We start from the raw sequence: 21,559 nt of genomic DNA on the forward strand, positions 1-21,559 counted from the left end.
GACGTCCAACAATGATCGTGGGGGATCGACGTGCCCGTCCGCCTGCTCCTGCTCGCCCTCGGCACCTTCGCCGTCGGCACCGACACCATGGTCACCGCCGGCATCCTCGGCACGGTCGCCGACGACCTCGGGGTCTCGGTCGCCGCCGCCGGCCAGCTGGTGACCGTCTTCGCCCTCGGCTACGCGCTGCTCGCCCCACCGCTCGCCGCCCTCACCGCCCGCTGGCCGCGCCGGCGGCTGCTGCTCACCGCGCTCACCGTCTTCGGCGCCGCCAACGCGCTCAGCGCGCTCGCCCCCTCGTACGGGACGCTGCTGGCCACCCGGGTGCTGGCCGCCGCAGGGGCCGCGCTCTACACCCCGACCGCCAACGCGGTCGCCACCACGCTGGTCGCCCCCGAGCGGCGCGGCCGGGCGCTGGCCACCGTGCTCGGCGGCATGACGGTCGCCACCGCGCTCGGCGTGCCGCTCGGCACCTGGGTCGGGCGCAGTGACTGGCGGCTGACGATGTGGCTGGTCACGGCGCTGAGCGCGGTCGCCCTGGCCGGTCTGGCGCTGCTGCTGCGCGAGCTGCCGGTGCCCGCCGCCGCGCCCGGGCTGCGGGACCGGCTGGCGCCGCTGAGCGACCGGCGGGTGCTCGGCGCGGCCTTCACCACCCTGGTGTTCTTCCTGGCCTTCCAGTCCGTCTACATCTACCTGGCCACCGCCGTCGCCCCGGCCACCGGGGGACGGGCGGACCGGCTGAGCCTGGTCCTGCTCGTCTCGGGCCTCGCCTCGGTGGCGGGCAGCTGGCTGGGCGGGCGGCTGGTGGACCGGGCCGGTGTCCGGCGGGTGCTGCTGGTCGGCAGCACGGTGGCGGCGGCCGCGTTCGCCGCGCTGCCCTGGGCGGGGCGCTCGATGCCCGGTGCGCTCGCCTACGCCGTGGTCACCCCGCTGGCCGGGTGGGCCGTCTCGGTCGCGCTGCCGCACCGGCTGGCCTCGCTGGACCCGGCCAACGCCCAGGTGCTGATCTCGCTCAACAGCAGCGCCCTCTACCTGGGCACGGCGGCGGGCGGCGCGGCTGGCAGCGCGGCGATCGCGCTGGTCGGCGGGCGCTGGTTCCCGCTCGCGGCGACGGTGCTCGCCCTGCTGGCCGCCGCCACGGCCTGGGTCACCACCCGGGGCGCCGCGCCCGTCCGGGCCGCCGGGGCGGCGGCTCCCGCCGGGGAGCGGGCGCCGGCGCCGGCGGCGGGGTAGCGGCGGTGGACGGGCGGGCGCGCGGGTGTGCCCGGCGGGCCCGCCCTGCTGTTCCGGCGCGTGCCGGGACGGGCGCCGGCCGGTGCGTGCCGGTCAGCGCGTGCCGATCGACCGGAACAGCAACTCGGCCGTCTCCGACCAGCGTTCGACGACGTCCGTCCGCTCGTGCAGGACGTCCGAGATGTGCTGGGTGCCGAAGAACGCGGCCACCAGCGACCGGGCCGCCGCCTGCGGGGAGACCCCGGGGCGCAGCTCGCCCGCCGCCGCGGCGCGCTCCAGCAGGCCGGCCAGCAGCCGGGTCCAGTCGACGTACGGCGTCGGCAGCTCGGCGTCGATCTGCGGCCGCTCGATCTGCAGCCGGGCGCCCGCCTGGACGACGATGTCGTCCCGGAAGGCGGCCGCGGCGCTCGCGAGCAGGCGCGCCACCGTCTCAAGCGGCCCGTGCCCCTCGGCGGTCACGTCCGCCAGCAGCTCGGGCCAGCGCGCGTAGTGCTGCTCCACCACGGCCACCGCCAGGGTCTCCTTGGTGGGGTAGTGGAAGTAGACCGCGCCCTTGGTCATCTCCACCCGGTCCGCCACGTCCTTCATCGAGGTGTGGCGGAAGCCCCGGGCCGCGAACAGCTCGGCGGCCGCGGTGAGCACCAGCAGCTTGGTGCGGGCCGCCCGGTCCTGCTTGGGATCGGGGCCTCGCCGGGTGATGATGGGCCGCACCCGGAACGGGGCGGCCTGATCGGGCTCGGGCATGATCGGCTCCTAGGTCAACTCGACGGCAGACAAGGCGATTTGGACACGCTGGCGGGAATCTTCGCCTCGACGGTAAACCTTCCAGAAGGTATGTTCCTGAGCTGTCGCACCGGTCGGGGCACCGCAATGTAGCGGGCCCGCTGCGGCCTCCGCGACCGTGGGGGAGGAAGAATTCATGAATGTTCTGTCATCATTTGTGTCCGCGCAGCACCGTCCACCGCTCCGCGCGGGGTGGCGCGGCCTGCGCTTCGACCGGCACTTACCGCGCGAGGCGGTGCACAAGGCGGCGGACGCCGAGGTACTGCTGACCGACTCGGCGCGGCTGGGGGAGGAGCGGTTCGCCGTCGCGGCGCTCTGGGACCGCGACCACCACCTCGGCCACCGGGACGCCCCGGCCGCCGACCCGCTGCTGCTCGCCGAGACGGTCCGTCAGAGCGCGATCCACCTGGCCCACCGCTTCCACGGCAGCACCTACGGGCACCCCTTCGTCCTGAACGGCCTCGCCGTCGAACTCGACCGGCCGCTGCCGCCGGCCGGCCCGGACGGGCTGGACGTCGGCCTCGACCTGGACTGCCGGGCCCTCGCCGCCCGGCGGCCCTCGCCCGGCCGCGAACGCTTCCTCCTGGAGGGCGTCGCCTGGGCCGGGCAGCGGCCGGTGGGCCGGGTCCGGCTGGGCTGGGAGGTGCTGGCGCCCGAGCGCTACGCGGTGCTCCGGCGGCGCTCCGCCGCGGGCGCCGGTGACCCGGAGCCGCAGCCGCCCGCCCTGCTGCCGCCGGACACCGCCCGGGCGGGGCAGGCGCGGGACGTACTGCTCGCGGCCGACCCGGAGCGCGCCGACCGGTGGTGGCTGCGGCCCTTCGAGCACCACCCGGTCCTCTACGACCACGCCGTGGACCACGTGCCCGGCATGGTGCTGCTGGAGGCCTTCCGCCAGGCCGCCGCCCTGACCGCCCTGACCGCCCTGACCGCCCTGGCCGGCGGCGGTCGCGCGGCCGGGGACGGGGCGGCGGACCGTGAACCGCGCACCCTGCACGTCGACTTCCTCGCCTTCGGGGAGCCGGGCTCCCCGATCGCCGTGCTCGCCGAGCCCGACCCCGTCCCCGCTCCCGGCCCCGCTCCCGGCCCCGTCCCCGGCTTCGCTCCCGGCGCGGAGGGCACCGTACGGCTGCGCGCCGTCCAGGACGGCCGCCCGATCGCCGAGGCCCGGCTGCGCTGCGCGGCCGGCCCCGTCCCCGGCTTCGCTCCCGGCGCGGAGGCGGGACGGTGAGCCACGAGGACCTCGCGCACCCCGCCGGGCCCGCCGGCCTCACCGGCCGCGCCGCCGAACTCGCCCACCTCGCCCGGCGGGACGCCCCGCGGGCGGAGGCCGGACGGCGGCTCACCGAGGAGGTCGCCGCCGGGATCCGGCGCGCGCACTTCCCCCGCCACTTCGTGCCCAGCCGCTGGGGCGGCACCGCCGGGGAGTTCGGCGACCTCGTGACCGCGGTGGCCGCGCTCGCCGAGTCCTGCGCGGGCGCCGCCTGGTGCGCCGCGCTGTACGCCTCGCACGGGCGGCTGGCCGCCTACCTCCCGCCCGAGGGGCAGCGCGACCTCTGGGGCGACGGACCGGACGCGCGGATCGCGGCCTCGGTGATCCCGCCCCAGGGCCGGGCCGAACGCCGGGGCGACGGCTGGCAGGTGGACGGCCTCTGGCGGCTGGCAAGCGGCGCCGACCACGCCGAGTGGATCCTGCTGGCCGCCTGGACGGGGAGCGAGGACGCCCGGGAGCACCGCGTCCTCGCCGTGCCCCGGGCCGACCTGACGGTCCTGGACACCTGGCACTCCGCGGGCCTGCGCGCCAGCGGCAGCACCTCGGTGAGCGCCACGGCGGTCCACGTGCCCGGCCACCGCACGCTCGTCCTGGACACCCTGCTCGCCCCGCAGGAGGGCGGCGCCCGCTGCCACCGCGTGCCCTACCCGATGGTCGCCGCGCTGGTCTTCGCCGCCCCGCTGCTCGGCATCGCCCGCGCCGCGCTGCGGGAGTGGACCGCCGGGGCCCGCCGCGCAGCCGTCCCGCACCCGGCCGCGCACACCGTGCTGGCCGGGGCGTCCGCCAAGGTCCGGATGGCCGGGCTGCTGCTGGACGGCGCCGCCGGCCGGGCCGACCGGGGCGAGGTGACCGCCCTGGCGGTGGCCGAGAACCGGCGCGACGCCACGACGGCCGCCGCGCTCTGCCGGGAGGCGGTGGACGCGCTGTTCCTCGCGTCCGGCGTCGGCGCGCAGGACCCGGCCTCGGTGCTCCAGCGGGCCTGGCGGGACGCGGCGGCGATCGCGGCCCACCGCACCCTGGACGCCGACGCGGCGGCGCGCGGCTACCTGGACGCGGTGCTCGCGGCGCGGGGCGGGCCGGGGTGAGCGGCCCCGGACCGGCCCCGGTCGCCTTCTTCGACGTGGACGAGACGCTGCTCGCGGTCAAGGGGATGGCCGCCTTCCGCGAGCACTGGGACGCCTCCCGGGCACATGCCCGGACCTCCGAGCGCCCCGCGGACCTCGACTACACGGCGCCCGGCGTCCCGCGGGAGGAGCTGAACCGGCGCTACTACCGGGGCTTCGCCGGCGTGCCCGCCGCCGCGCTGCGCCCGGCGGTACGCGCCTGGTACGCCGACTACCGCCGGGGCCCGCAGGCCTTCGTCGCCCCCGCCCTCGCCGCGCTCGCCCGCCACCGGGCCCTCGGGCACGCGGTGGTGCTGGTGTCCGGCTCGCTGCGCCCGCTGCTGGAGGCGGTCGCCGAGGACCTCGGGGCGGACGAGGTCCGGTGCACCGAGCAGTCGGTGTCGCCCGGCGGTCTGCTCACCGGGGAGGTGGACCGTCCGATGATCGGCCCGGCCAAGGCCGAGGCGGTCGCCTCGGTGCTGCGCGGCCGGGGTGCCCGGGCGGCCGACTGCTTCGCCTACGGCGACCACGGAAGCGACCTCGCGATGCTGCGCGCCGTCGGCCACCCGGTGGTGGTCAACGGCTCGCCCGACCTGCTCGCCGAGGCCGCCCGGGTCGGCTGGGCGGTGCTCGGCGGACGGCGCGGCCCCCGGAACGCGGGTGCGGTGACGGCCGGTCACCGATCGGATCCCGTCTGATGCGGGAAGGCCCTGCGGGAACGGGCCCGCCGCTGAGAACATTCGTTCAGAAAGGTATGTTCTTCCCCCAGGGAGGGCGCATGACGAAGCAGGAACGGGCCCGGCGGACGAGGGAGAAGGTGCTCGACGCCGCGGCCGAGGAGTTCTCCGCCCAGGGCTACAGCCGGGCCACCCTCAACGCGGTGGCGCAGCGGACGGGCATGACCAAGGGGGCGCTGTACGGGCACTTCGCCTCCAAACGCGCGCTCGCCGGTGCGCTGATGTCGCAGTCGCAGCGGGTCTGGGAGGAGATGCGGCTGGCCCGCGACGTCCCGGGCGCCGAGGCGTCCGCCGTGCTGGAGGGGCTGGTCCTGGACCTCGCCCACCGGCTGAAGGAGGACGTCCGGCTGCGGGCGGCGCTCCGCCTGGCCACCGACATCCCGGAGCCGGAGGAGGAACCGCACCCGGCGCGGCCGGCCCCGGACCCGTCGGCGCCGGACATCTTCAAGGAGGTGCAGCGCGGACTGGTCGCCCTGATCCGGCGGGCCCAGGGCGAGGGCAGCATGGCGCCCCGGCCGCCCGAGCTGGTCGCCCAGCTGCTGCTGGCCGTCCTGCACGGGGCCCCGCACGTCTCCTTCGGCCCGCCGGAGGGGGCCGGCCCGGCCGCGTACGACGCGGCCTGGCGGCTGCTGCTGGCGGCACTGACCGGGGCCGACCGAGGTGCACCGCTCGCCGCCGCCGGCACGCCGTCGGCGTGAGGCGCACCGGCGGCCGGGCCGCACCGGCGCGTCGTCCGGCCGCCGTCGTCCCGCCGCCGTCGCCCGACCCCGGTCGTCCGGCTTCCGCCGCCCGGCTCCTGCCGCCCGCTCAGGCGGGGGAGGGACCGGGCGGCCAGGGGTCGGTGCGGCCGGGCCGGGCGACGCGCCGCCAGGGCCAGCGGGCGGCGAGCCAGTGGTCGAGGGTGGTGGACAGCGCGCGGTCCAGGGCGGACCCGGGGCCGTCGCCGGTCCAGAAGAACAGGTCGGCCTCGTGCCGGGGGTCGCCGGGCGGATCGAGGTGGACGCACCCGAGCAGGCGCTCGTCGCCCGGTGACACCACCGCCAGCGCGAAGGACGTCCGCCGGGTGAACTCGTGCTGGTGCCAGGCGAGCTGGACGAGGTCCTGCTCCTCGGTGAGGTCCGGCGGCGGCCAGTTCCAGGCCCGGCCGAACTGCTCCCGGAGCTGCTCCCGGGAGGCGGTCACCAGCGCGTGGTCCTGCGCGAGGTCCCGGATGCCGATCGGGCGCAGCAGGAAGCCCGGGCCCTCCAGCCGGTCGGGCACCTCGAAGCGGTGCGGGACGAACGGCGCCGGAGCGGCGACGGGCGACGCCGCGGGCTCCGGAGGCGGCGGCAACTCCCCGCGCAGGATGGCCCGGTGGACGGCGACGAGGCCGGCGCCCGGCTCGACGCCGAGTTCCTCCACCAGCCGGCGCCTGGTGCGGCCGTACAGCGCCAGCGCCTCGGCCTGCCGCCCGGCGCGGTACAGCGCGCGCATCAGCAGCGCCTGCGGACCCTCGTGCAGCGGGTGTTCGGCGGCCGCGCGCGACAGCCGGTCGACGGCCGCCGCCGGTCGCCCGCAGGCGAGTTCGGCCTCGGCCGCCGCCTCCACGGCGGCCAGCCGCAGGCCCTCCAGGCGGACGGCCTCCGCCCGGAGCCGGGGCACCTCGCACAGGTCCGCGAGGGCCGGCCCGCGCCACAGGCCGAGGGCCTCGACCAGCCGGGCGTGCGCGCCGTGTGCGTCGCCGTCCGCCAGCCGCGCGCGGCCCTCGGCCGTCAGCCGCTCGAACCGGAGGACGTCGACGGCCTCCTCGTCCGGGCCGTGGGCCGGGCCGAGGTCGAGCCGGTAGCCGCCGGCGGTACCGAGCAGCCGCGGCGCCGCGCCGGCCGTGCCCGGCGCGCCGGTGCCCCCGGGCGCGCCGGTGTCCCCCGACGTGTCGGCGAGGACGGCGCGCAGCCGGGAGACGTAGCTCTGCAACGTGTTGACCGCGCTGGCGGGCTCCCGGCCGTCCCACACGCTCTCGACGAGGCCCGCCACCGGGACCGCCCTGCCGTGCGCCAGCAGCAGGGTGGCGAGCACCGTCCGCTGCCGCGTCCCGCCCAGCGGCAGCGCCCGCCCGCCGTGGTGCACCGCGAGGGGTCCGAGCACGCCGAACCGCCAATCCCGACCGGCCATCCGCCGCCCCTTCCGTCGTGCCGTCCCCCGTCGGCGGTGGTACGCGGCCGGAGGGTCCGGTGCAGCGTACGTGCCGGTTGCACGCGTTCTGCACGCCGGGTCCGGCAGGCTGCCGGGACGGCCCCGCGCCGGGAACGTCCCCGATCAGGAGAACCACCAGGATGACCACGACCAGCCTCCCGCCCGCCGGCCTCGCCCTGCGGCCCGCCACCCCCGACGACGCCCCGGCCGTCCGCGATCTGCTCAACCGGGTGGACCTGCTGGAGATCGGCCGGGCGGAGACCGAACTGCACGAGGTCCGGGCGGACCTGGAGCACCCGGGCACCGACCTGAGCCGGGACTCCTGGCTGCTCTTCGACGGGGAGGAACTGGTCGGCTACGGCCTCGTCCGGGACCGGTCCGGTGGCGAGCGGATCGACCTCGACCAGTACGTCCTGCCGCCCTACCAGGCGGAGGCGCTGCACCTGTTCGCGCTGATGGAGCACCGGGCGGCGGAGTGGGCGGCGGCCAACGGCGCCTCCCGGGCCGTCCTCCACCTGCTGCTGAACACCCGGCCCACGCTGGACACCCCGGCGATCCGCCGGCGCGGCTGGGAACGCGTGCGCCGTTACCACGTGATGGCGCGCCGGGTCGGCCCGCGGAGCGACCCCGCCCCCGTGCCGCCGCCGGGCGTCACCCTCCGGGACTGCCGTTCGGAGGAGGACCGCCGCACCGCCCACCGCCTGGAGGAGGAGGCCTTCGCCGGGCACTTCGACCACCACCCGCGCGGCTTCGAGCAGTGGTGGCGGGACATCGACGGCGCCCGCCTCGACTGGTCGCTGACCTGGATCGCCACCCTGGAAGGCGTCGGCGACGCGGCCGTGCTCCGCACCCGCGACGACCGCGCCGTCCACGGGTGGGCCGACCGCCTGGGCGTCCTGCCCGCCGCCCGGGGGCGGGGCGTCGGCGGACACCTGCTGCGTCACTTCTTCGCGCACTACGCCGCCCTGGGCCGCGACCGGGTCGCGCTCGGCGTCGACACCGCCAACGCCACCGGCGCGCTCGCCCTCTACGAGGCCCACGGGATGACGACGGACTTCGCCGTGGACACCTGGGAGCTGGTCCTGCCGGTCCCCGAAGTCCTCCCGGTACCGCCGGTGTTCGGGGCCTGAGCGCCGTTCCGCCGCCGGGGCGCGGTCGGCCCGGGCCGGGGTGCGCAGCGGCGTTCGGGTCAGCCGTTGGCGAGGGCCTGGACGCGGTCGAAGGCGCCGTTGAAGAGGTTCTGGTCGCCGGGGAAGGTGCCGGAGTCGGCGTGCTGCCAGATCGTCTGGAAGCTCCAGCCGGCCGGGAGGGTGCCGACGGTCGAGGCGTAGCGGGCGATCCACAGCGGGTTGGTGGCACCGAACGAGGCGTTGTTGCCGGTGCAGGTCTGCCACCAGTTGGTGGTGGTGTAGATGGTGGGGTAGCGGCCGGTGCGGGTGTGCACGGTGTTGCTGAAGGAGCGGATCCAGCTCACCATGGCGCTCTGGCTGAGGCCGTAGCAGGTGGCGCCGTAGGGGTTGTACTCGATGTCGAGGGCGGGCGGGAGGGTCTTGCCGTCCTTCGACCAGCCGCCGCCGTGGTCCACGAACCAGTTGGCCTGCGCGGTGCCGGAGGAGCGGTCCGGCAGGGCGAAGTGGTAGGCGCCGCGGATCAGGCCGGCGTTGTAGGAGCCGTTGTACTGCTGGGCGAAGTACGGGTTGGTGTAGGTGGTGCCCTCGGTGGCCTTGACGTAGGCGAAGCGGGCGCCGTTGGCGCGCACCGTGGACCAGGCGACGTTGCCCTGGTAGCTGGAGACGTCCAGGCCGGGGGTCTGGGTGACGGCGAAGGCGGCGGCCGGGGCGGCGCCCGCCTCCCGGCCCTCGTGGGCGGCGACGGTGGAGCCGGCGAAGTCGAGCTCGGGGTGGATGGGCGGCAGCTCGCCGTGCCGGGCGGCGGAGTTCTCGGCCGTGACCGCGTCGGAGGGGGACGCGGTGGTGGGCGCGGGCTCGGCCGCGTACGCCGGGGCGGCGACGCCGACGGCCAGGGCGGCCGAGGCGGCGAGGGCGGCGAACGCGGGGAGACGGCGGTTCCCCTGCTTGCGGGTGCTGGCGGTGGCGGTGGCGGTGGGGCTGGCGGAGCGGGAAGTGCTGGGCATGACACTCCTCTGGTCCGTGGTGACGACCCGTTGGATGCGCGGACAGCCGGTGCGCCGGTGACGGCAACCGGCTGGAGCAGGTTAGCCATGTACGTGCCAGCCCGCCAGGTATCGGTGGCCACATCCTGAACGGGCGTCACATGGTGTTGGTCCCCACCTTTCGGCCTCCGTTCGCACGGGAACCCGGCCCGTGCCGCCCCTCGGCGCACCGCCCACCTGGGCCGACGCGGCTACGGACGGCGCGGGCGCGGGTGCGGACGGGGGGTGCGGGAGCGCCCGGCCGGCGCACCCGCACCGCCGCGTCTTTCCGCTGCGGTCAGCCGGCCGTCGCCCACTCTTCGCGCAGCCGCCCGAACACCTCGTGGAACTCGGGGAAGGTCTTCCGCACGCAGCCGGGGTCGTCGAAGGTGATCCCGGGCGTCCGCAGCGCGGTGACCGAGAAGGACATCACCATCCGGTGGTCGCCGTGCGAGGCGAGCGCGGTGCCGCGCGGGGTGCCCGGGCTGATCTCGATCCAGTCGTGGCCGGTGGCGACCGCGATGCCGAGCCGGCGGAGGTTCTCGGCGCAGGCGTCCAGCCGGTCGCACTCCTTGACCCGGGTGTTGGCGACGTTCTCGATCCGCACCGGCCCGTCGGCGAACGGGGCGAGGGCGGCGAGCGTCGGCATGGTGTCGGAGATGTCGCGCATGTCGACGGTCAGGCCCGAGAGCCGGCCGTCCCGGGGGCCCTCGACGGTCACCCGGTCCGCGCCGACCTCCACCCGCGCGCCCATCCGGGCCAGCACGTCGACGAACCGCAGGTCCCCCTGGAGCGCGTCCTCGCCGAGCCCCGGGACGGTCAGCTCCCGGCCGGTGAGCGCGGCGGCCGCGAAGAAGTAGCTCGCCGTCGAGGCGTCCGGCTCGACCGGGTAGGCGGTCGCCCGGTAGCCGCCGGGCGCGACCTCGAAGACCCGGCCGGTGCGGGTCACGGTGGCGCCGAAGGCCCGCATCATCGCGACGGTGATCTCCACGTACGGCGCCGAGACCAGGTCGGTGACCGTGATCCGCAGGCCCTGCTCGGTGAGCGGGCCGAGCAGCAGCAGCGCGGTGAGGTACTGCGAGGACAGGCCCGCGTCGAGGGTCAGCTCGCCGCCCCGGACCCCGTCGGCGGTGATCCGCAGCGGGTGGTGGCCCTCGGCCTCCTCGTGCCGCAGGTCGACGCCGAGGGCGCGCAGCGCCCCGGTCAGCGGGCCGAGCGGGCGCCGGCGCATCTGGGCGGAGGCGTCGAAGCGGAAGGAGCCGCGGCCGGCGGCGGCGAGCACGGGCAGGAAGCGGGCGGTGGTCGCTCCGTCGCGGCAGTAGACCTCGGCGTCGCGGGCCGGGCCCTGCGGGCGGCCCTCGACCGTCCACCGGTCCGTCTCGCGGGTGATCGCGTAGCCGAGCGCCAGCAGGCCCTCGGCGAAACCCTCGGTGTCGTCGGAGCGCAGTGGCCGGAGCAGGGCGGTGGTGCCGTCGGCGGCTGCGGCGAGGAACAGCGCCCGAGCGGTCACCGACTTGGAGCCGGGGATCTCGACGGTCGTCATGGGGCCTCCGGGATGAGTGGGCCGGGTGGGATGGGCGGAATGGACAGGGAGGACGGAATGGGTGGGACGGGCTGGAGGGGAGGGAGGGCCGGGCTCGTCCCGGCCATCCTGCCGGAGGCGGCGCGGCGCCCGGGGTGGCGTCCGGCTGTCGGACGGCTGCCGCGCGCAGGGCGGACACCGGCGCGCGGTACGGCGGGCCGGGGTGGCGTCGGGTGGCGTCGGGGCGGGTGCCGAGGTGGACGTCCGGGCAGGTCGGGGGCCCGGTCGGTTGTGGCACGATGCCAGGGATCGGCCCCACGGCCGCCGCCCCGCCCGGGGACCCGTCCCGGGCCCGCCCGAGAAGAGGCCCCCGTGCCCGAGAGCAGCACCCGAGCGGCCGCCGAGGCCGTCGGCACCGACCGGCTCGCCTTCCGCACCGCGACCACCGCCGACGTCCCGGCCCTGCTCGCCCTGGTCGAGTCCGCCTACCGGGGCGAGGCCAGCCGGGCCGGCTGGACCACCGAGGCCCATCTGCTGGAGGGCCAGCGCACCGACACCGAGGGCGTCACCGCGGCGGTCACCCACCCCGAGGGCGTGGTGCTGCTGGCCGAACTGGACGGCGAGCTGCTCGCCTGCTGCCAGCTGGAACACCGGGGCGAGCACGCCTACTTCGGCATGTTCTCGGTGCGGCCCGGCCGCCAGGGCGGTGGTCTCGGGCGTGCCCTGCTCGCGCGGGCCGAGCGGTACGCGGCCGAGGAGTGGGGCGCGGTGGAGATGGAGATGACCGTGATCGAGCAGCGCGCCGAGCTGATCGCCTGGTACGAGCGGCGCGGCTTCCGGCGCACCGGCCACTACTCGCCGTTCCCGTACGGAGACGAGCGCTTCGGCATCCCGCTCCGTCCCGATCTGCGGTTCGAGAAGCTGACCAAGGAGCTCACCGCCCGGCCGTGACGACCCGGCGTCGGGCGGTGCGCGGCACCGGCCTGATGCGGGCCCGGCGTGATGCGGGCCCGGTGTGGGGCCGCCCGCCCGTGCGGTGGCGGGCGGCCTCTGCCGCTTTCTCCGTCGTGGATCAGCCCTGGGTGAGGACCGGCAGCAGACCGCGTTCGCGCAGCAGGGGAAGCAGGTGGTCGCGCACGGCGGGGGCCAGGTGCAGGGCCGGGTCGAGGCCGTCCGTCCAGCGCAGGTCGGCGAGTTCGGCGGCGGGGGCGGGCACGCGGTCCAGCCCGGCCTCGAACACGGTCATCCGCATCGGCACGCCCTCCAGCGCCGCGACCGCCTCGATGTCCGCGAGGTGGCGCGGTCCGACGGGGGCCGCACCGAGTTCCTCGGCCAGCTCGCGGGTCAGCGCCGCGAGCGGCTCCTCCCCGGCGTCCGGCTTGCCGCCGGGGAGGTAGAAGACGTCCGGTGCCGCCTTCTTGCTGACGACCAGGAGCCGGCCGTCCTCGACGACGGCGGCGGCCACGACGGTGAGCGGTGCGGGATCGGGTTCCGGTGTTTCGTGCTCGAACATGATCGTGATTGTTCCAGTCGCCGATCACCCAGGTCCTTGCGGGGGAGTCCTCCGGGGAGGCCGCGTACGCTCGGCGACGTGCCCCGCCATCGGAACGAGCCCCGCCGCCCGGTCTCCGACGGGCACACCTCCCTGTGGACGCTCCGTCACAGCCACAGCCACAGCCACGCCCACAGCCGAAGCCACGGCGGCGCCGCGCCGGGTGGCGTCCGGTCCCGGGAGTGCCGCGGGACGCTCGGGCTCCACCCGCAGCCCGCCGGTTCCGGCGGACCGCTGCGCATCGTCCTCGTTGAGGGGCCCGGGCCGTTTCGTCCCGGGCGGGTTCCCGCCGGGCTGCGGTGGCGTGGGGTTCACGCACGGCGCCTCGCCGAACCTGCGCGAACCGGGCGCCGTGCGGGCCGTGCTCGACGCGGTGCCGGCGCGCGGGGCGTGGCGGCCGGGGGAGCGGCGGGTGGTGGAGCGGCGGCGGTGCGGGCCGACGGGTGGTCGCTGCCGGCGGCCGCCGCCGACGGTCCACAGGACGCGCCCGCTCAGCCGTAGATGCTGTGGCAGAGGCGGGCCTGCTCGGAGCCGGCCGTCCAGCGGCCGAACCGCTCCGCCTGGTCACAGATCGTGTCCGCCCCTCCCGGTGCAGTGCCCGCCAGAGGGGCGCTGACGGCGGGGGAAGGCGCGCGCGTGGCCCCGGGCGCCGGGGTGGGCGCCGGAGCGGGAGCGGCGGCAGGGGCGCCCGCCGTCCGGGTGGGCGCCGGGCGCGGGGAGCGGCTCGTCTTCGGTCGCGGTGACGCCGCGTGATCCCCGCCGTCGGCCCGGGACACCGCGCCCGCCGTCGGCCCGGCCGCCGCGCTCGTCTCACCCGTCCCGCCCTCCGCGGTGGCGGGCCGCGCGGCCTCGCCGCCCGTCGTCGTCGGCGGCGGCAGGGGGGAGGGGGCCGGCACCGGCAGCCGGTCGGCCGCCGGGGACGCGGCCGGGGACGGCGCCAGCGGAGGTGCCGCGGACGGCGCCGGGAAGGCCACCACCCCGGACGACTCCTCGCCCGGCCCGGTCCCGCACATCGCCAGCACCGCCGCCAGTCCGGCGACCATCCCGGCCGAGCCCACCGCCCACATCCGGCGCCGCCGCCGGCGGGACGCCTCGGCCGCCGCCGCCATCGCCTCCCAGGCCGGTGGCTCGTGGGGCGCCGCGGGCGGGGCCGGCACCGGCGGGGGCTGCCACGCCTGCGAGGGCCACTGCCACTGCACGGCGCCGGAGGGCTTCGTGGTGCCCGCGCCGGTCGGCCGCGTTCTGCCCGCCGTTCCTCCCGCCGACCCGCTGGGCGGCCCGCCCACCACCGGTCCGCGCGGCGGCGGACCCCCGTTCGCCGGAGCCCCGCCGCCTGCCGAATGCCCGCTCATGTCCTCGTCCTCCTGCCATCGCCTGCCCCGGCTCCCCGGCGGCCCGCTGGCGGCCCACCCGTCACCGACGCCCGGTCGTACGGGAACGGGGCCGGTCCGGCACAGCCGAGGGGCCCCTGCTCGCCGTGCTCAACGAGCGCGCCGACGGCGGGACATGACCCGTAAGAGGGGCCCGGGGGCGCGCCCGGGCCCGCCCGCGCCCCGCCCGTACGCTGCCTGCCGTACCCCGGGTGCGTTCCCCGGAGGTCCGCCACATGCTGGGGTCCATGGAAACCAACAGCACCTCCGGCACCGCGCAGCCCCTCGTCAAGGTCGCCGAGTTCCGCACCGACAGCCGCTACCGGCTGGTCCACTTCGAGGGCCACGGCTGGGAGCCGCTCGGCCCCGAGGAGTTCGAACCGAGGGTCCACCAGCTGTTCCCCGACCTCGACCCCCGCGACCCGGTGCGCGTCCGGTGGGAGGACCGCCCCTGGGAATGGCCCGCCTGGCACCCGGGCGAGGCCTGACCGCAGGCGTGACGCCCATCCGGGTAGGGTTGACGCGGCCCGCTGACGGCCCCGGTTGACACCGCGCGGCGCCGGCCGGCAGGCGGGCCGGGACGTGGGCCGGTCGGACGGCTTCGGAGGGTGGAGGGGGAGTGGCTGTGGGGGACGCGCGCACGGACCGCCCGGCGGGTACCGCCGGCTACGGCGAGGCGGCCGAACAACTGGCGGCGCAGTACGAGGCCGTCACCTTCGCCGAGGTCCACCGCGAGGCCCTGCACCTGTTCCCGACCCGGCCCGCCGACGTCCTCGACATCGGCGCCGGCAGCGGGCGCGACGCCGCCGCGCTGGCCGCCCTCGGCCACCGCGTCGTCGCCGCCGAGCCCACCGCCGAACTGCGCCGGATCGGCGAGCACCTGCACGCCGCCGCCGGCGTGCGCTGGGTGGACGACGCCCTGCCCGCCCTGCCCCGCCTCGGCGCGGCGGGCGCACGCTTCGACGTCGTCCTGCTGACCGCCGTCTGGATGCACCTGCGCCCCGACGAGCGCCCGCCGGCCATGGACGCCCTCACCCGCCTGCTCGCCCCCGCCGGCCGGCTCTTCCTCTCGCTGCGCCACGGCCCCGTCCCGCCGGGCCGCCGGATGTACGACGCCCCGGCCGAGGAGACGCTCGCCCTCGCCCGCGCCTGGGGCCTGCGCCCCGTGCTGCACACCGAACGCCCCGACCTGCACGGCCGCTCCGACGTCCACTGGACCGTCCTGGTCCTCTCGGACGTCAACCAGCGCTGAAGCTCCACAGCTGCGCCGGGTCGTCCGGCCGGCACTCGGCCATGGTGACGGCGGCGTTCACGCCGTTGGCCCGCGGGCAGCGCCCGGTGACGACGTCACGCATCGTGTAGCCCGTCCCTCCCGCCGCCGGCTGGACGTGCCAGAAGCCACTGGCGGAGGCCCGGTCCTCGGAACCGAGCCGTACCGGCCCGGTCCGGTCCGAGGTGAGCCGGGGCCCGTGTTCATCGCACGCGCCGTACATGGTGGTGCCGAACGGCCCGGGTGCGCTGACCCGGCCGAACTCGGAGGCGCCGCCCAGTCCGACGGGATTGTCGGCGGACAGGTCGTCCTTCGCCATCCCGATCGCCACGCCGAACTTCACGCTGACGATGAGGCTCCAGGCGGCGCCGGTGCACGCCGCCGGCCGCGCACCGGCGGTCGTCGGCGCGAACGTCGGGTACGTCGCCGTGGGGAGCGGCGGTCTGTCCCCGCTACCGGTCCCCGGCGGCGGGGACGCCACGTCGGCGCTCTGGCCCACCAGGCCGTAGGCCAATCCCGAGACCACGAAGAACGCCATGGCGGCGCCCACCAGCCTGCGGAGGCCGAACGAGCGCGGTCTGGCAGGGGTCCGGATCCCCGCAGACGCGTTCCCGGACGCGTGGACGTGCGTGTGCAGACGACCGGAGCTCCGACGGCGGGGCACGCGATCAGGGCGTGGGCGGAGCCAGGGGCCGCCCGTCGTCAACCGCACGTCGACGAGGGCGGCCAGGTACCGCCGCCACCACGAGTGGCTCCCGCGCGCCGCTTCCCCCGCACCGCCGACCGCGTCCGCGCCCGTCACCAACAGGGAGTCCAGGTAGCGGCGAACGAAGCGTCCCCCAGCGTGTCGCGACCGACCCCCCGGCCGCATCACTCGCGGCACAGTATGCCGCAGCGGGCGACGGGGGACCCGGCGATGAACTCCCACAGCTGTCGACGCATCGTCAAGTTCTCTACGCCCGCGCCTGGAACCCGCCCGCCCCCGACCCTTGCCCGCATGGACCGCCCACCCAACCGCCGAACACCGCATTCACCACAACTGACCCACGCCGGCCACCCCGAACCCGGATAGGCTTCTCCCACACCCGCTGCGAAGCACGCCAAATGCCCGATATGCCCGACTCTCAACAAGTTGCAGAATCCCGCCCCATCGCCCCATGAACCCGCAGCTCACGAACTCTGCTCCCCGCGCCCGCGGGGATGGTCCCTGGTCCGGATGGCGCGCACCGGGGAGCTGGACGCTGCTCCCCGCGCCCGCGGGGATAGTCCCGTCTCCCCTGGCGCGCTGCGGTGGGAGAAGCTCTGCTCCCCGCGCCGCGGGGATGGTTCCCAAGAGCGCTGCTCTTACAAAGCAGATCTCAGCTGTTCCCCCATGCGGGCGCCAATCGGGCAGTTGGGGAACGGACTGCTCTGTTCCCCAACGTGCGGGGGAAGAAGGCGTTCTCCTCATGCCCCAGGGTGTCGATGTAGTTGCTCGGCACATGGTCCAGGGTGATCGCCTGGCTTCCGTGCTCCGGTGCGGGGTTCGTCGCTGCAATGTGGCGTCGCTGAGTGGGTGTCACGGGCTGAGTTCTTCTGCTCCCATGCTCGGGCCTCAGGTTGAGATGCGGGCCGCGATGCCGTCGAGGAGGAAGTCGAGGCCGGTCCGGAAGGTCTCGTCGGGGTCCAGATGCGGGCCGTCGCGTACGACCGTGGCGAGCGCGGGGAAGCGGCCGGTTGCGAACGTCCGCTGCAGATAGGGCCCGAAGGCGGCCTGCCACTGCGCCTTGTCCATCCCGGTGGACCGCTCGGCGCGCCGCTCGGTGATCTCCCGGCGCACCGCGCCGATCACGTACGCGTTGACCGCTCCGATCGCCGGCACGGCGACGTCCAGGGCGACGCCGCCCATCGCGGCCACCACCGCCTCCCCGCTGGCCAGCGTGTGCGGCCCGAGCTGCGGCCGTCCACCGATCAGGTCGGCGAACCACTCGTGCCGGTGGGCGGCTTGCCGGGTGGCTTCGGCCAGCGAGCGCAGGACCTCCCGCCAGCCGTCACCGGTCGGTCGGATCTCGGCGTGGACGGTGTCGACCATCAGGTCGAGCAACTCGTCCTTGGTGGCGATGTAGCCGTACAGCCGCATCGGCCCGACGTCGAGCGCGGCGGCCACCTTGCGCAGCGACACCGCCTCCAGGCCGTCCGCGTCCGCCAGTCGGATCGCCGTTCGAACGATCCGCTCCCGGCTCAGCGGGGCGGGCACCGGTCGATCCGACGGCTCCGGCCGCTCCCATACCAACATGCCGACGACAATACCCCGCCTCCCTGTTACAGTGACCTCGCTCGATACGGTGTATCGACCAATACGGTGAATCGGGGTAGCCATGACCATCGCCATCGTCGGAGCCGGCTTAGGCGGCTTGCTCCTCGCCCGTGTGCTCCACGTGAACGGCATCGACGCCGTCGTCTACGAACGCGAATCCTCGCGCGGTGCGCGCGCTCAGGGCGGCATGCTCGACCTGCACGCCGGGACCGGCCAACAGGCCATGCGCAAGGCCGGCCTGATCGACCGGTTCCACGCGATCGCCCGACGTCAAGGCCAGGACCTGCGTCTCCTCGAACCGGACGGCACCCTGCTGCTCCAGGAGGACACGCCCGACGACGCTCCGCTCGACCGGCCCGAGGTCGACCGCGCCGATCTGCGCAACCTCCTGCTGGACTCCCTCCCGGACCGCACGGTTCGCTGGGGGTGCGCGTTCGAGTCCGCCGACAGCGGGCACCTGCGCTTCGCCGACGGCGGCTCAGCGACGTACGACCTGCTGGTCGGCGCCGACGGGGCGGACTCCCGGGTCCGCGCACTGCTCACCGATGCCCGGCCGACCCACACCGGCCAGAACGTCGTCGAGCTCGGCATCCCCGACATCGACCACACGCACCCCGACCTCGCGGCGATGGTCGGGCGCGGCAACTACTGGGTGCTCGGCAACCGGCAGTCCCTCGCGGCGCAGCGGAACGGGGACGGCCGCGTACGCGTCTACCTCAGCTTCTACGACACCGCCGAGGACTGGCTCGCCACCAGCGGCATCCCGTTCGACGCCCCGGCCGCCGCCCGGGCACGGCTGATCGACCTGTTCGCCGGCTGGGACCCGCGGTTCACCGCACTGATCGCCGCCTGCGACGGCACGATCCTGCCGCGGCCGATCACCACCCTCCCGGTCGGCCTGACCTGGCCGTCGACACCAAGCGTCACCCTCCTCGGCGATGCCGCGCACCTGATGCCACCGGTGGGCCAGGGCGCCAACATGGCGCTGCTCGACGGCGCCCTCCTCGGCCTCGCGCTCGCCGCGCACCCGGACGACTTCCCGGCCGCCGTCGAGGAATACGAACACGAGATGTTCGAACGCACCAGCGCCGCCGGACGGCAGTCCGCGCAGATCCAGGACATCCTGGCGTCGCCGGACGCCAGCCGGAAGATGCTCGCGTTCTTCCAACCCGCCTGACCACCAACAAACTTGACGAGACCTCAGGCTCGGGGCCCGGAACCGGGAACGGCTACCAGGACCACGGAATTCCCGACGCGCCGTGCTCTACGAGCTACCGGGCCCACGAGACCCGAGCAGCGTGCGGCTGCCCCACCCTCACATGCTCGAACGGCTCCGACAGCGGCTCGACGGCGACGCACTCGACCGCCCGTCAGGCTCTGCGGCAAGGATCGCAAGCCGGACACCCAGCGCGCACGCCGCCTACCTCCTCGGCCCCTGGAACGACCTTCCGGACCAAGGCCACCACCGTGAACAACCTGCCCTCCCCCGGCGCCCGCCAAGCGCCCCCAATTCACCTCCCTCACCTGCCCGCCCGCCCAACTCGCCCACGACTACTGGGAAAGTCTCGGCCCCACATCACCACCTACGCCGAGCATGCCCCCCAAACTACGCACCGCCAACGGCCCCCGCGCCATGCGCCCCTCCCTCGGCACCCCGACGCGAACTGCTGCCACCAACACCACGACAACCCCACCACGCGACGCCCACCAACTCACCACCCGCTCAAACCCCTCGGCCCCGCGCGACCACCCATCGGAATCCAAAGAACTGCGCCAAAGCCCCGCCGAGCACCCCGGCCGCGGCCTTCGGGACCATCCCCGCATGCGCGGGGAGCAGAGTTCGTGAGCTGCGGGTCTATCGGGCGGCGGGGCCGGATTCTGCAACTTGTTGGGATTCGGGCATATCAGGCCTTTGGGGTGCGTGGTGGATGCTGGAGAAGCTTATCCAGGGTCAGCTGGGGTGAGGGGCGGCATCCGTCGCGCAGGAAGTCGGAGTGGCCGACTTCCCGCGCGGTACGAGTGGTCCACCGTTCGTCGGCCCGGGGTGGCCGAGGTGGCGCTCGTCGTGCGGGCTGTGGTGGTCGGGGTTGGGGGCGTTGGGCTGTTCGTGGCGCCTCGGTTTGAGGTTTCCGCCGTGGTGGTTTGTGGTGCACGCCGGAGTGTTCGGTCGGACGTGCCTGATGAGTTGGTTGTTGCGCGTGTTGCGATGGCGGGATGGGTGTGGCCGGGATTGTCAGGAGTGTGTAGGAGGTGCTGGAAGGCCGTCCATCGCCTCTGGCGTGGGTCGTGGCCTCGGCTGCCCGGCGTTCTGCGGGTCACTGCGGTGAACGCTCGAAGGCGGCGCCATCCTTGTTCGGTTGGGAACCTGGTCGGGTCGGGCGGCCCGGTCATCGGCGATGTCGAAGGTCGAGACCTCGGTTCAGGTGACGGCCCGCCGCACGCCGGATCCAGGCGATACGATTTCCCGCTGTGGCAGCCGACACGAACCCGGAGTCGTTTGACAGGTTTGCTCGGGACTATGACCGCTTCGTCGGCTTGCTTCCAGGGCGGAACACCTCCTGGATCTCGGGCCTTGGCCTCGCAGGGAAGAGGGCCCTGGACGCGGGATGCGGCCCGGGCCATGCTGTTGAGGTGCTCGCCGACTCGTTCGGAGAGGTTGTTGGGGTCGACCTGAGCGAGCCCTTGCTAGACATCGCGAGCGTGAAGCGCGGCAGGGACAACGTCCGGTACGTGCGGAGCAACGTACTCGACATACGTGAAGAGGGCGGCTTCGACCTGGTCTACAGCCACACGATGCTGCACCACCTGGAGGACTACCGGGCGGGCCTGGAACACCTCAAGTCCCTGGTCCGTCCTGGCGGCACGGTGGCACTGATCGACAACGTCTCAGATCTCTGTCCGACGCCGCCCCGAGCGGCATACACCTGGCCGGCGGTCTGGGGGTTCCCGCGCAGCGTGCGCGAACTCGGTCTGCGGGACGCCTGGTTCATGCTGCGGTTCTGGCACAGCAAACCCTGGCTCGACCACTTGCTCAGTGACCGGTACCTCTCCCGCGACCAGTTCCGCTCCCTCTACGGCTCGGTCTTCCCGGGAGCCCACTTCGATGATCTGGGGTTCGCACTGGCGATGAGCTGGAAAGCGCCTGCGCTGAATTGATGAGAACTCCAGAACGGCCACCTGATCTCGGAGAGTGAGCGTTTTCAGGTTCGCCACTCCGGGGTGACGCCGTGGCCCTCGCTTGAGTCCTGGAAGCTGTTCGGCTGGGCCCGCCGGGCACAGTGGCTTGTCTGTGAAAGTCGCGGGCGGGCAGTTCGCTGAGGGGCCGACCCTGCGCTTCGGGGCGGAAGACGATCGTGGGGAGGAATGGAACACACGCTCCAAGTACCATCTCTGCAAGGTTCTCCGGCCGGTACTTCTCAACCTCCGCAGTGGCGTGGTCGGACGGAGACATTTCTGCAGGGAGGGCAGAGGGCGATGAGTGTGGCTGAGAGTTGGTCGCGTGTGATGAGTCTTCTTCGGGAGCACGCGCCGGCCGATCACGCGGATCTGCCGGGGCCCGCTACGGAGCAGATGCTCGCGGCAGCCGAAGAGCGGATGGGGATCTCCCTGCATGGGGACCTGCGGACGTGGCTGTTGCAGAACAATCCGGATCTGCCGGTGGAAGACGTCGACGACGACGTGATGTGCTGCGGCTTCGACGGGTTCCCCGACGAGGGAAGCTTCTTTCTGGGTATCCGGGCGATGGAGAGGCTTTATGCGAACCGCTCGACGTCCTGTGGATTCGACCCTCCGGACCAGCCGGACTATCCGTTCTGGCGTAACGAGTGGATCCCGTTCCTGTCCGACCAGGACGGCTGGAGGGGAAAGTTCATCGATGTGCGGGACGGGCGTGTCGGCAGCTGGTTCGTGGGTGAGATCACGGTCACGGGCGAGTACGAGTCGATGGCCCGGTACTTCGACTCCGTGGCAGAGACGCTGACGAGGATCGCTGGTGGAAGCTCCCCGGTCTGTCGGTTCACCGAAGGCCGACTTGTCTGGTCGTGAGACGGTCCTCAACCGGATGACGGCCATTGCCAGGCCGCCCTCACCTTGGAACGAC

Annotated in this window: 20 protein-coding genes; 12 read left to right on the forward strand and 8 right to left on the reverse strand. The window is 75.0% G+C overall.

Translation table 11 applies throughout. The features are described from left to right. Positions 1–30 precede the first annotated feature (30 nt). Positions 31–1,233: an MFS transporter gene (locus ABT093_RS21725; protein WP_350566633.1), complete on the forward strand. Its 1,203-nt coding sequence runs from the start codon at positions 31–33 to the stop codon at positions 1,231–1,233. A 93-nt stretch (positions 1,234–1,326) separates the two neighbouring features. Here the strand turns inward: ABT093_RS21725 and ABT093_RS21730 are convergent, their stop codons facing one another. Next, on the reverse strand, positions 1,327–1,977 hold the full coding sequence (locus ABT093_RS21730; RefSeq protein ID WP_350566635.1) for a ScbR family autoregulator-binding transcription factor: 651 nt from the start codon (positions 1,975–1,977) through the stop codon (positions 1,327–1,329). Positions 1,978–2,173: 196 nt separating this feature from the next. Between ABT093_RS21730 and ABT093_RS21735 the strand changes: the two genes are divergently transcribed. The 4 genes from ABT093_RS21735 to ABT093_RS21750 all read left to right on the forward strand — a co-directional run bounded on the left by ABT093_RS21735 (position 2,174) and on the right by ABT093_RS21750 (position 5,824). Then, positions 2,174–3,244 (forward strand): ScbA/BarX family gamma-butyrolactone biosynthesis protein, encoded by a 1,071-nt coding sequence (locus tag ABT093_RS21735; protein WP_350566637.1) that lies wholly within the window; start codon positions 2,174–2,176, stop codon positions 3,242–3,244. Continuing rightward, the gene (locus ABT093_RS21740) at positions 3,241–4,371 is read left to right on the forward strand and encodes an acyl-CoA dehydrogenase family protein (protein WP_350566639.1); all 1,131 of its coding nucleotides are present in this window, start codon (positions 3,241–3,243) and stop codon (positions 4,369–4,371) included. Before ABT093_RS21735 ends, ABT093_RS21740 begins: the two co-directional genes overlap by 4 nt. Then, on the forward strand, positions 4,368–5,087 hold the full coding sequence (locus ABT093_RS21745; protein ID WP_350566641.1) for an HAD family hydrolase: 720 nt from the start codon (positions 4,368–4,370) through the stop codon (positions 5,085–5,087). Before ABT093_RS21740 ends, ABT093_RS21745 begins: the two co-directional genes overlap by 4 nt. A gap of 80 nt (positions 5,088–5,167) precedes the next feature. Next, complete coding sequence (locus ABT093_RS21750; RefSeq protein WP_350566643.1) at positions 5,168–5,824, forward strand: TetR family transcriptional regulator; 657 nt, start codon at positions 5,168–5,170, stop codon at positions 5,822–5,824. Between the two features lie 109 nt (positions 5,825–5,933). On the opposite strand, the gene ABT093_RS21755 is transcribed toward ABT093_RS21750, so the two are convergent. Continuing rightward, on the reverse strand, positions 5,934–7,277 hold the full coding sequence (locus ABT093_RS21755; RefSeq protein ID WP_350566645.1) for a BTAD domain-containing putative transcriptional regulator: 1,344 nt from the start codon (positions 7,275–7,277) through the stop codon (positions 5,934–5,936). A gap of 161 nt (positions 7,278–7,438) precedes the next feature. On the opposite strand from ABT093_RS21755, the gene ABT093_RS21760 reads away from it, so the two are divergent. Next, the gene (locus ABT093_RS21760; protein WP_350566647.1) at positions 7,439–8,428 is read left to right on the forward strand and encodes a GNAT family N-acetyltransferase; all 990 of its coding nucleotides are present in this window, start codon (positions 7,439–7,441) and stop codon (positions 8,426–8,428) included. Positions 8,429–8,487: 59 nt separating this feature from the next. Here the strand turns inward: ABT093_RS21760 and ABT093_RS21765 are convergent, their stop codons facing one another. Then, complete coding sequence (locus ABT093_RS21765) at positions 8,488–9,432, reverse strand: lysozyme (protein ID WP_350566649.1); 945 nt, start codon at positions 9,430–9,432, stop codon at positions 8,488–8,490. 316 nt (positions 9,433–9,748) lie between these two features. Beyond that, positions 9,749–10,993: a 3-phosphoshikimate 1-carboxyvinyltransferase gene (gene aroA / locus ABT093_RS21770; RefSeq protein WP_350566651.1), complete on the reverse strand. Its 1,245-nt coding sequence runs from the start codon at positions 10,991–10,993 to the stop codon at positions 9,749–9,751. A 351-nt stretch (positions 10,994–11,344) separates the two neighbouring features. Here aroA and ABT093_RS21775 point away from each other — a divergent pair, with 351 nt between their 5' ends. Next, positions 11,345–11,923 carry a GNAT family N-acetyltransferase gene (locus ABT093_RS21775; protein ID WP_350566653.1) on the forward strand — a complete coding sequence of 193 codons (579 nt, stop codon included), beginning with the start codon at positions 11,345–11,347 and terminating at the stop codon, positions 11,921–11,923. Positions 11,924–12,044: 121 nt separating this feature from the next. On the opposite strand, the gene ABT093_RS21780 is transcribed toward ABT093_RS21775, so the two are convergent. Continuing rightward, positions 12,045–12,485 (reverse strand): NUDIX hydrolase, encoded by a 441-nt coding sequence (locus ABT093_RS21780; protein ID WP_350566655.1) that lies wholly within the window; start codon positions 12,483–12,485, stop codon positions 12,045–12,047. A gap of 530 nt (positions 12,486–13,015) precedes the next feature. Further along, positions 13,016–13,723, reverse strand: a complete 708-nt coding sequence (locus tag ABT093_RS21785; RefSeq protein WP_350566656.1) for a hypothetical protein — start codon at positions 13,721–13,723, stop codon at positions 13,016–13,018. 419 nt (positions 13,724–14,142) lie between these two features. On the opposite strand from ABT093_RS21785, the gene ABT093_RS21790 reads away from it, so the two are divergent. Further along, entirely contained in the window at positions 14,143–14,382 is a 240-nt protein-coding gene (locus ABT093_RS21790; protein WP_350566658.1) for a hypothetical protein, read from the forward strand. A 131-nt stretch (positions 14,383–14,513) separates the two neighbouring features. Continuing rightward, positions 14,514–15,146, forward strand: a complete 633-nt coding sequence (locus ABT093_RS21795; RefSeq protein ID WP_350566660.1) for a class I SAM-dependent methyltransferase — start codon at positions 14,514–14,516, stop codon at positions 15,144–15,146. Here ABT093_RS21795 and ABT093_RS21800 read toward each other — a convergent pair. Then, positions 15,133–15,702, reverse strand: coding sequence for a hypothetical protein (locus ABT093_RS21800; protein ID WP_350566662.1), 570 nt, complete (start codon positions 15,700–15,702; stop codon positions 15,133–15,135). The genes ABT093_RS21795 and ABT093_RS21800 overlap by 14 nt on opposite strands. A 1,056-nt stretch (positions 15,703–16,758) precedes the next feature. Beyond that, the gene (locus ABT093_RS21805; RefSeq protein ID WP_350566664.1) at positions 16,759–17,439 is read right to left on the reverse strand and encodes a TetR/AcrR family transcriptional regulator; all 681 of its coding nucleotides are present in this window, start codon (positions 17,437–17,439) and stop codon (positions 16,759–16,761) included. Between the two features lie 82 nt (positions 17,440–17,521). On the opposite strand from ABT093_RS21805, the gene ABT093_RS21810 reads away from it, so the two are divergent. From ABT093_RS21810 to ABT093_RS21820, 3 genes are all read left to right on the forward strand, one after another. Beyond that, positions 17,522–18,637: an FAD-dependent oxidoreductase gene (locus tag ABT093_RS21810; RefSeq protein WP_350566666.1), complete on the forward strand. Its 1,116-nt coding sequence runs from the start codon at positions 17,522–17,524 to the stop codon at positions 18,635–18,637. A 1,292-nt stretch (positions 18,638–19,929) separates the two neighbouring features. Continuing rightward, positions 19,930–20,616, forward strand: a complete 687-nt coding sequence (locus ABT093_RS21815; protein ID WP_350566668.1) for a class I SAM-dependent methyltransferase — start codon at positions 19,930–19,932, stop codon at positions 20,614–20,616. Positions 20,617–20,964: 348 nt separating this feature from the next. Continuing rightward, positions 20,965–21,504 (forward strand): SMI1/KNR4 family protein, encoded by a 540-nt coding sequence (locus ABT093_RS21820; protein ID WP_350566682.1) that lies wholly within the window; start codon positions 20,965–20,967, stop codon positions 21,502–21,504. Positions 21,505–21,559: the final 55 nt, after the last annotated feature.

The sequence above is a fragment of the Kitasatospora sp. NPDC002551 genome (genome assembly GCF_040296005.1).
Classification (GTDB): Bacteria; Actinomycetota; Actinomycetes; order Streptomycetales; family Streptomycetaceae; genus Kitasatospora.

Excerpts from the sequence above, each read along its gene's own strand:
- ABT093_RS21760 (WP_350566647.1), top strand. The coding sequence starts at position 7,439 with ATGACCACGACCAGCCTCCCGCCCGCCGGCCTCGCCCTGCGGCCCGCC.
- ABT093_RS21765 (WP_350566649.1), bottom strand. The coding sequence starts at position 9,432 with ATGCCCAGCACTTCCCGCTCCGCCAGCCCCACCGCCACCGCCACCGCC.
- ABT093_RS21820 (WP_350566682.1), top strand. The coding sequence starts at position 20,965 with ATGAGTCTTCTTCGGGAGCACGCGCCGGCCGATCACGCGGATCTGCCG.
- ABT093_RS21755 (WP_350566645.1), bottom strand. The coding sequence starts at position 7,277 with ATGGCCGGTCGGGATTGGCGGTTCGGCGTGCTCGGACCCCTCGCGGTG.
- ABT093_RS21800 (WP_350566662.1), bottom strand. The coding sequence starts at position 15,702 with ATGGCGTTCTTCGTGGTCTCGGGATTGGCCTACGGCCTGGTGGGCCAG.
- ABT093_RS21780 (WP_350566655.1), bottom strand. The coding sequence starts at position 12,485 with ATGTTCGAGCACGAAACACCGGAACCCGATCCCGCACCGCTCACCGTC.
- ABT093_RS21805 (WP_350566664.1), bottom strand. The coding sequence starts at position 17,439 with ATGTTGGTATGGGAGCGGCCGGAGCCGTCGGATCGACCGGTGCCCGCC.
- ABT093_RS21790 (WP_350566658.1), top strand. The coding sequence starts at position 14,143 with ATGGAAACCAACAGCACCTCCGGCACCGCGCAGCCCCTCGTCAAGGTC.
- aroA (WP_350566651.1), bottom strand. The coding sequence starts at position 10,993 with ATGACGACCGTCGAGATCCCCGGCTCCAAGTCGGTGACCGCTCGGGCG.
- ABT093_RS21750 (WP_350566643.1), top strand. The coding sequence starts at position 5,168 with ATGACGAAGCAGGAACGGGCCCGGCGGACGAGGGAGAAGGTGCTCGAC.
- ABT093_RS21810 (WP_350566666.1), top strand. The coding sequence starts at position 17,522 with ATGACCATCGCCATCGTCGGAGCCGGCTTAGGCGGCTTGCTCCTCGCC.
- ABT093_RS21730 (WP_350566635.1), bottom strand. The coding sequence starts at position 1,977 with ATGCCCGAGCCCGATCAGGCCGCCCCGTTCCGGGTGCGGCCCATCATC.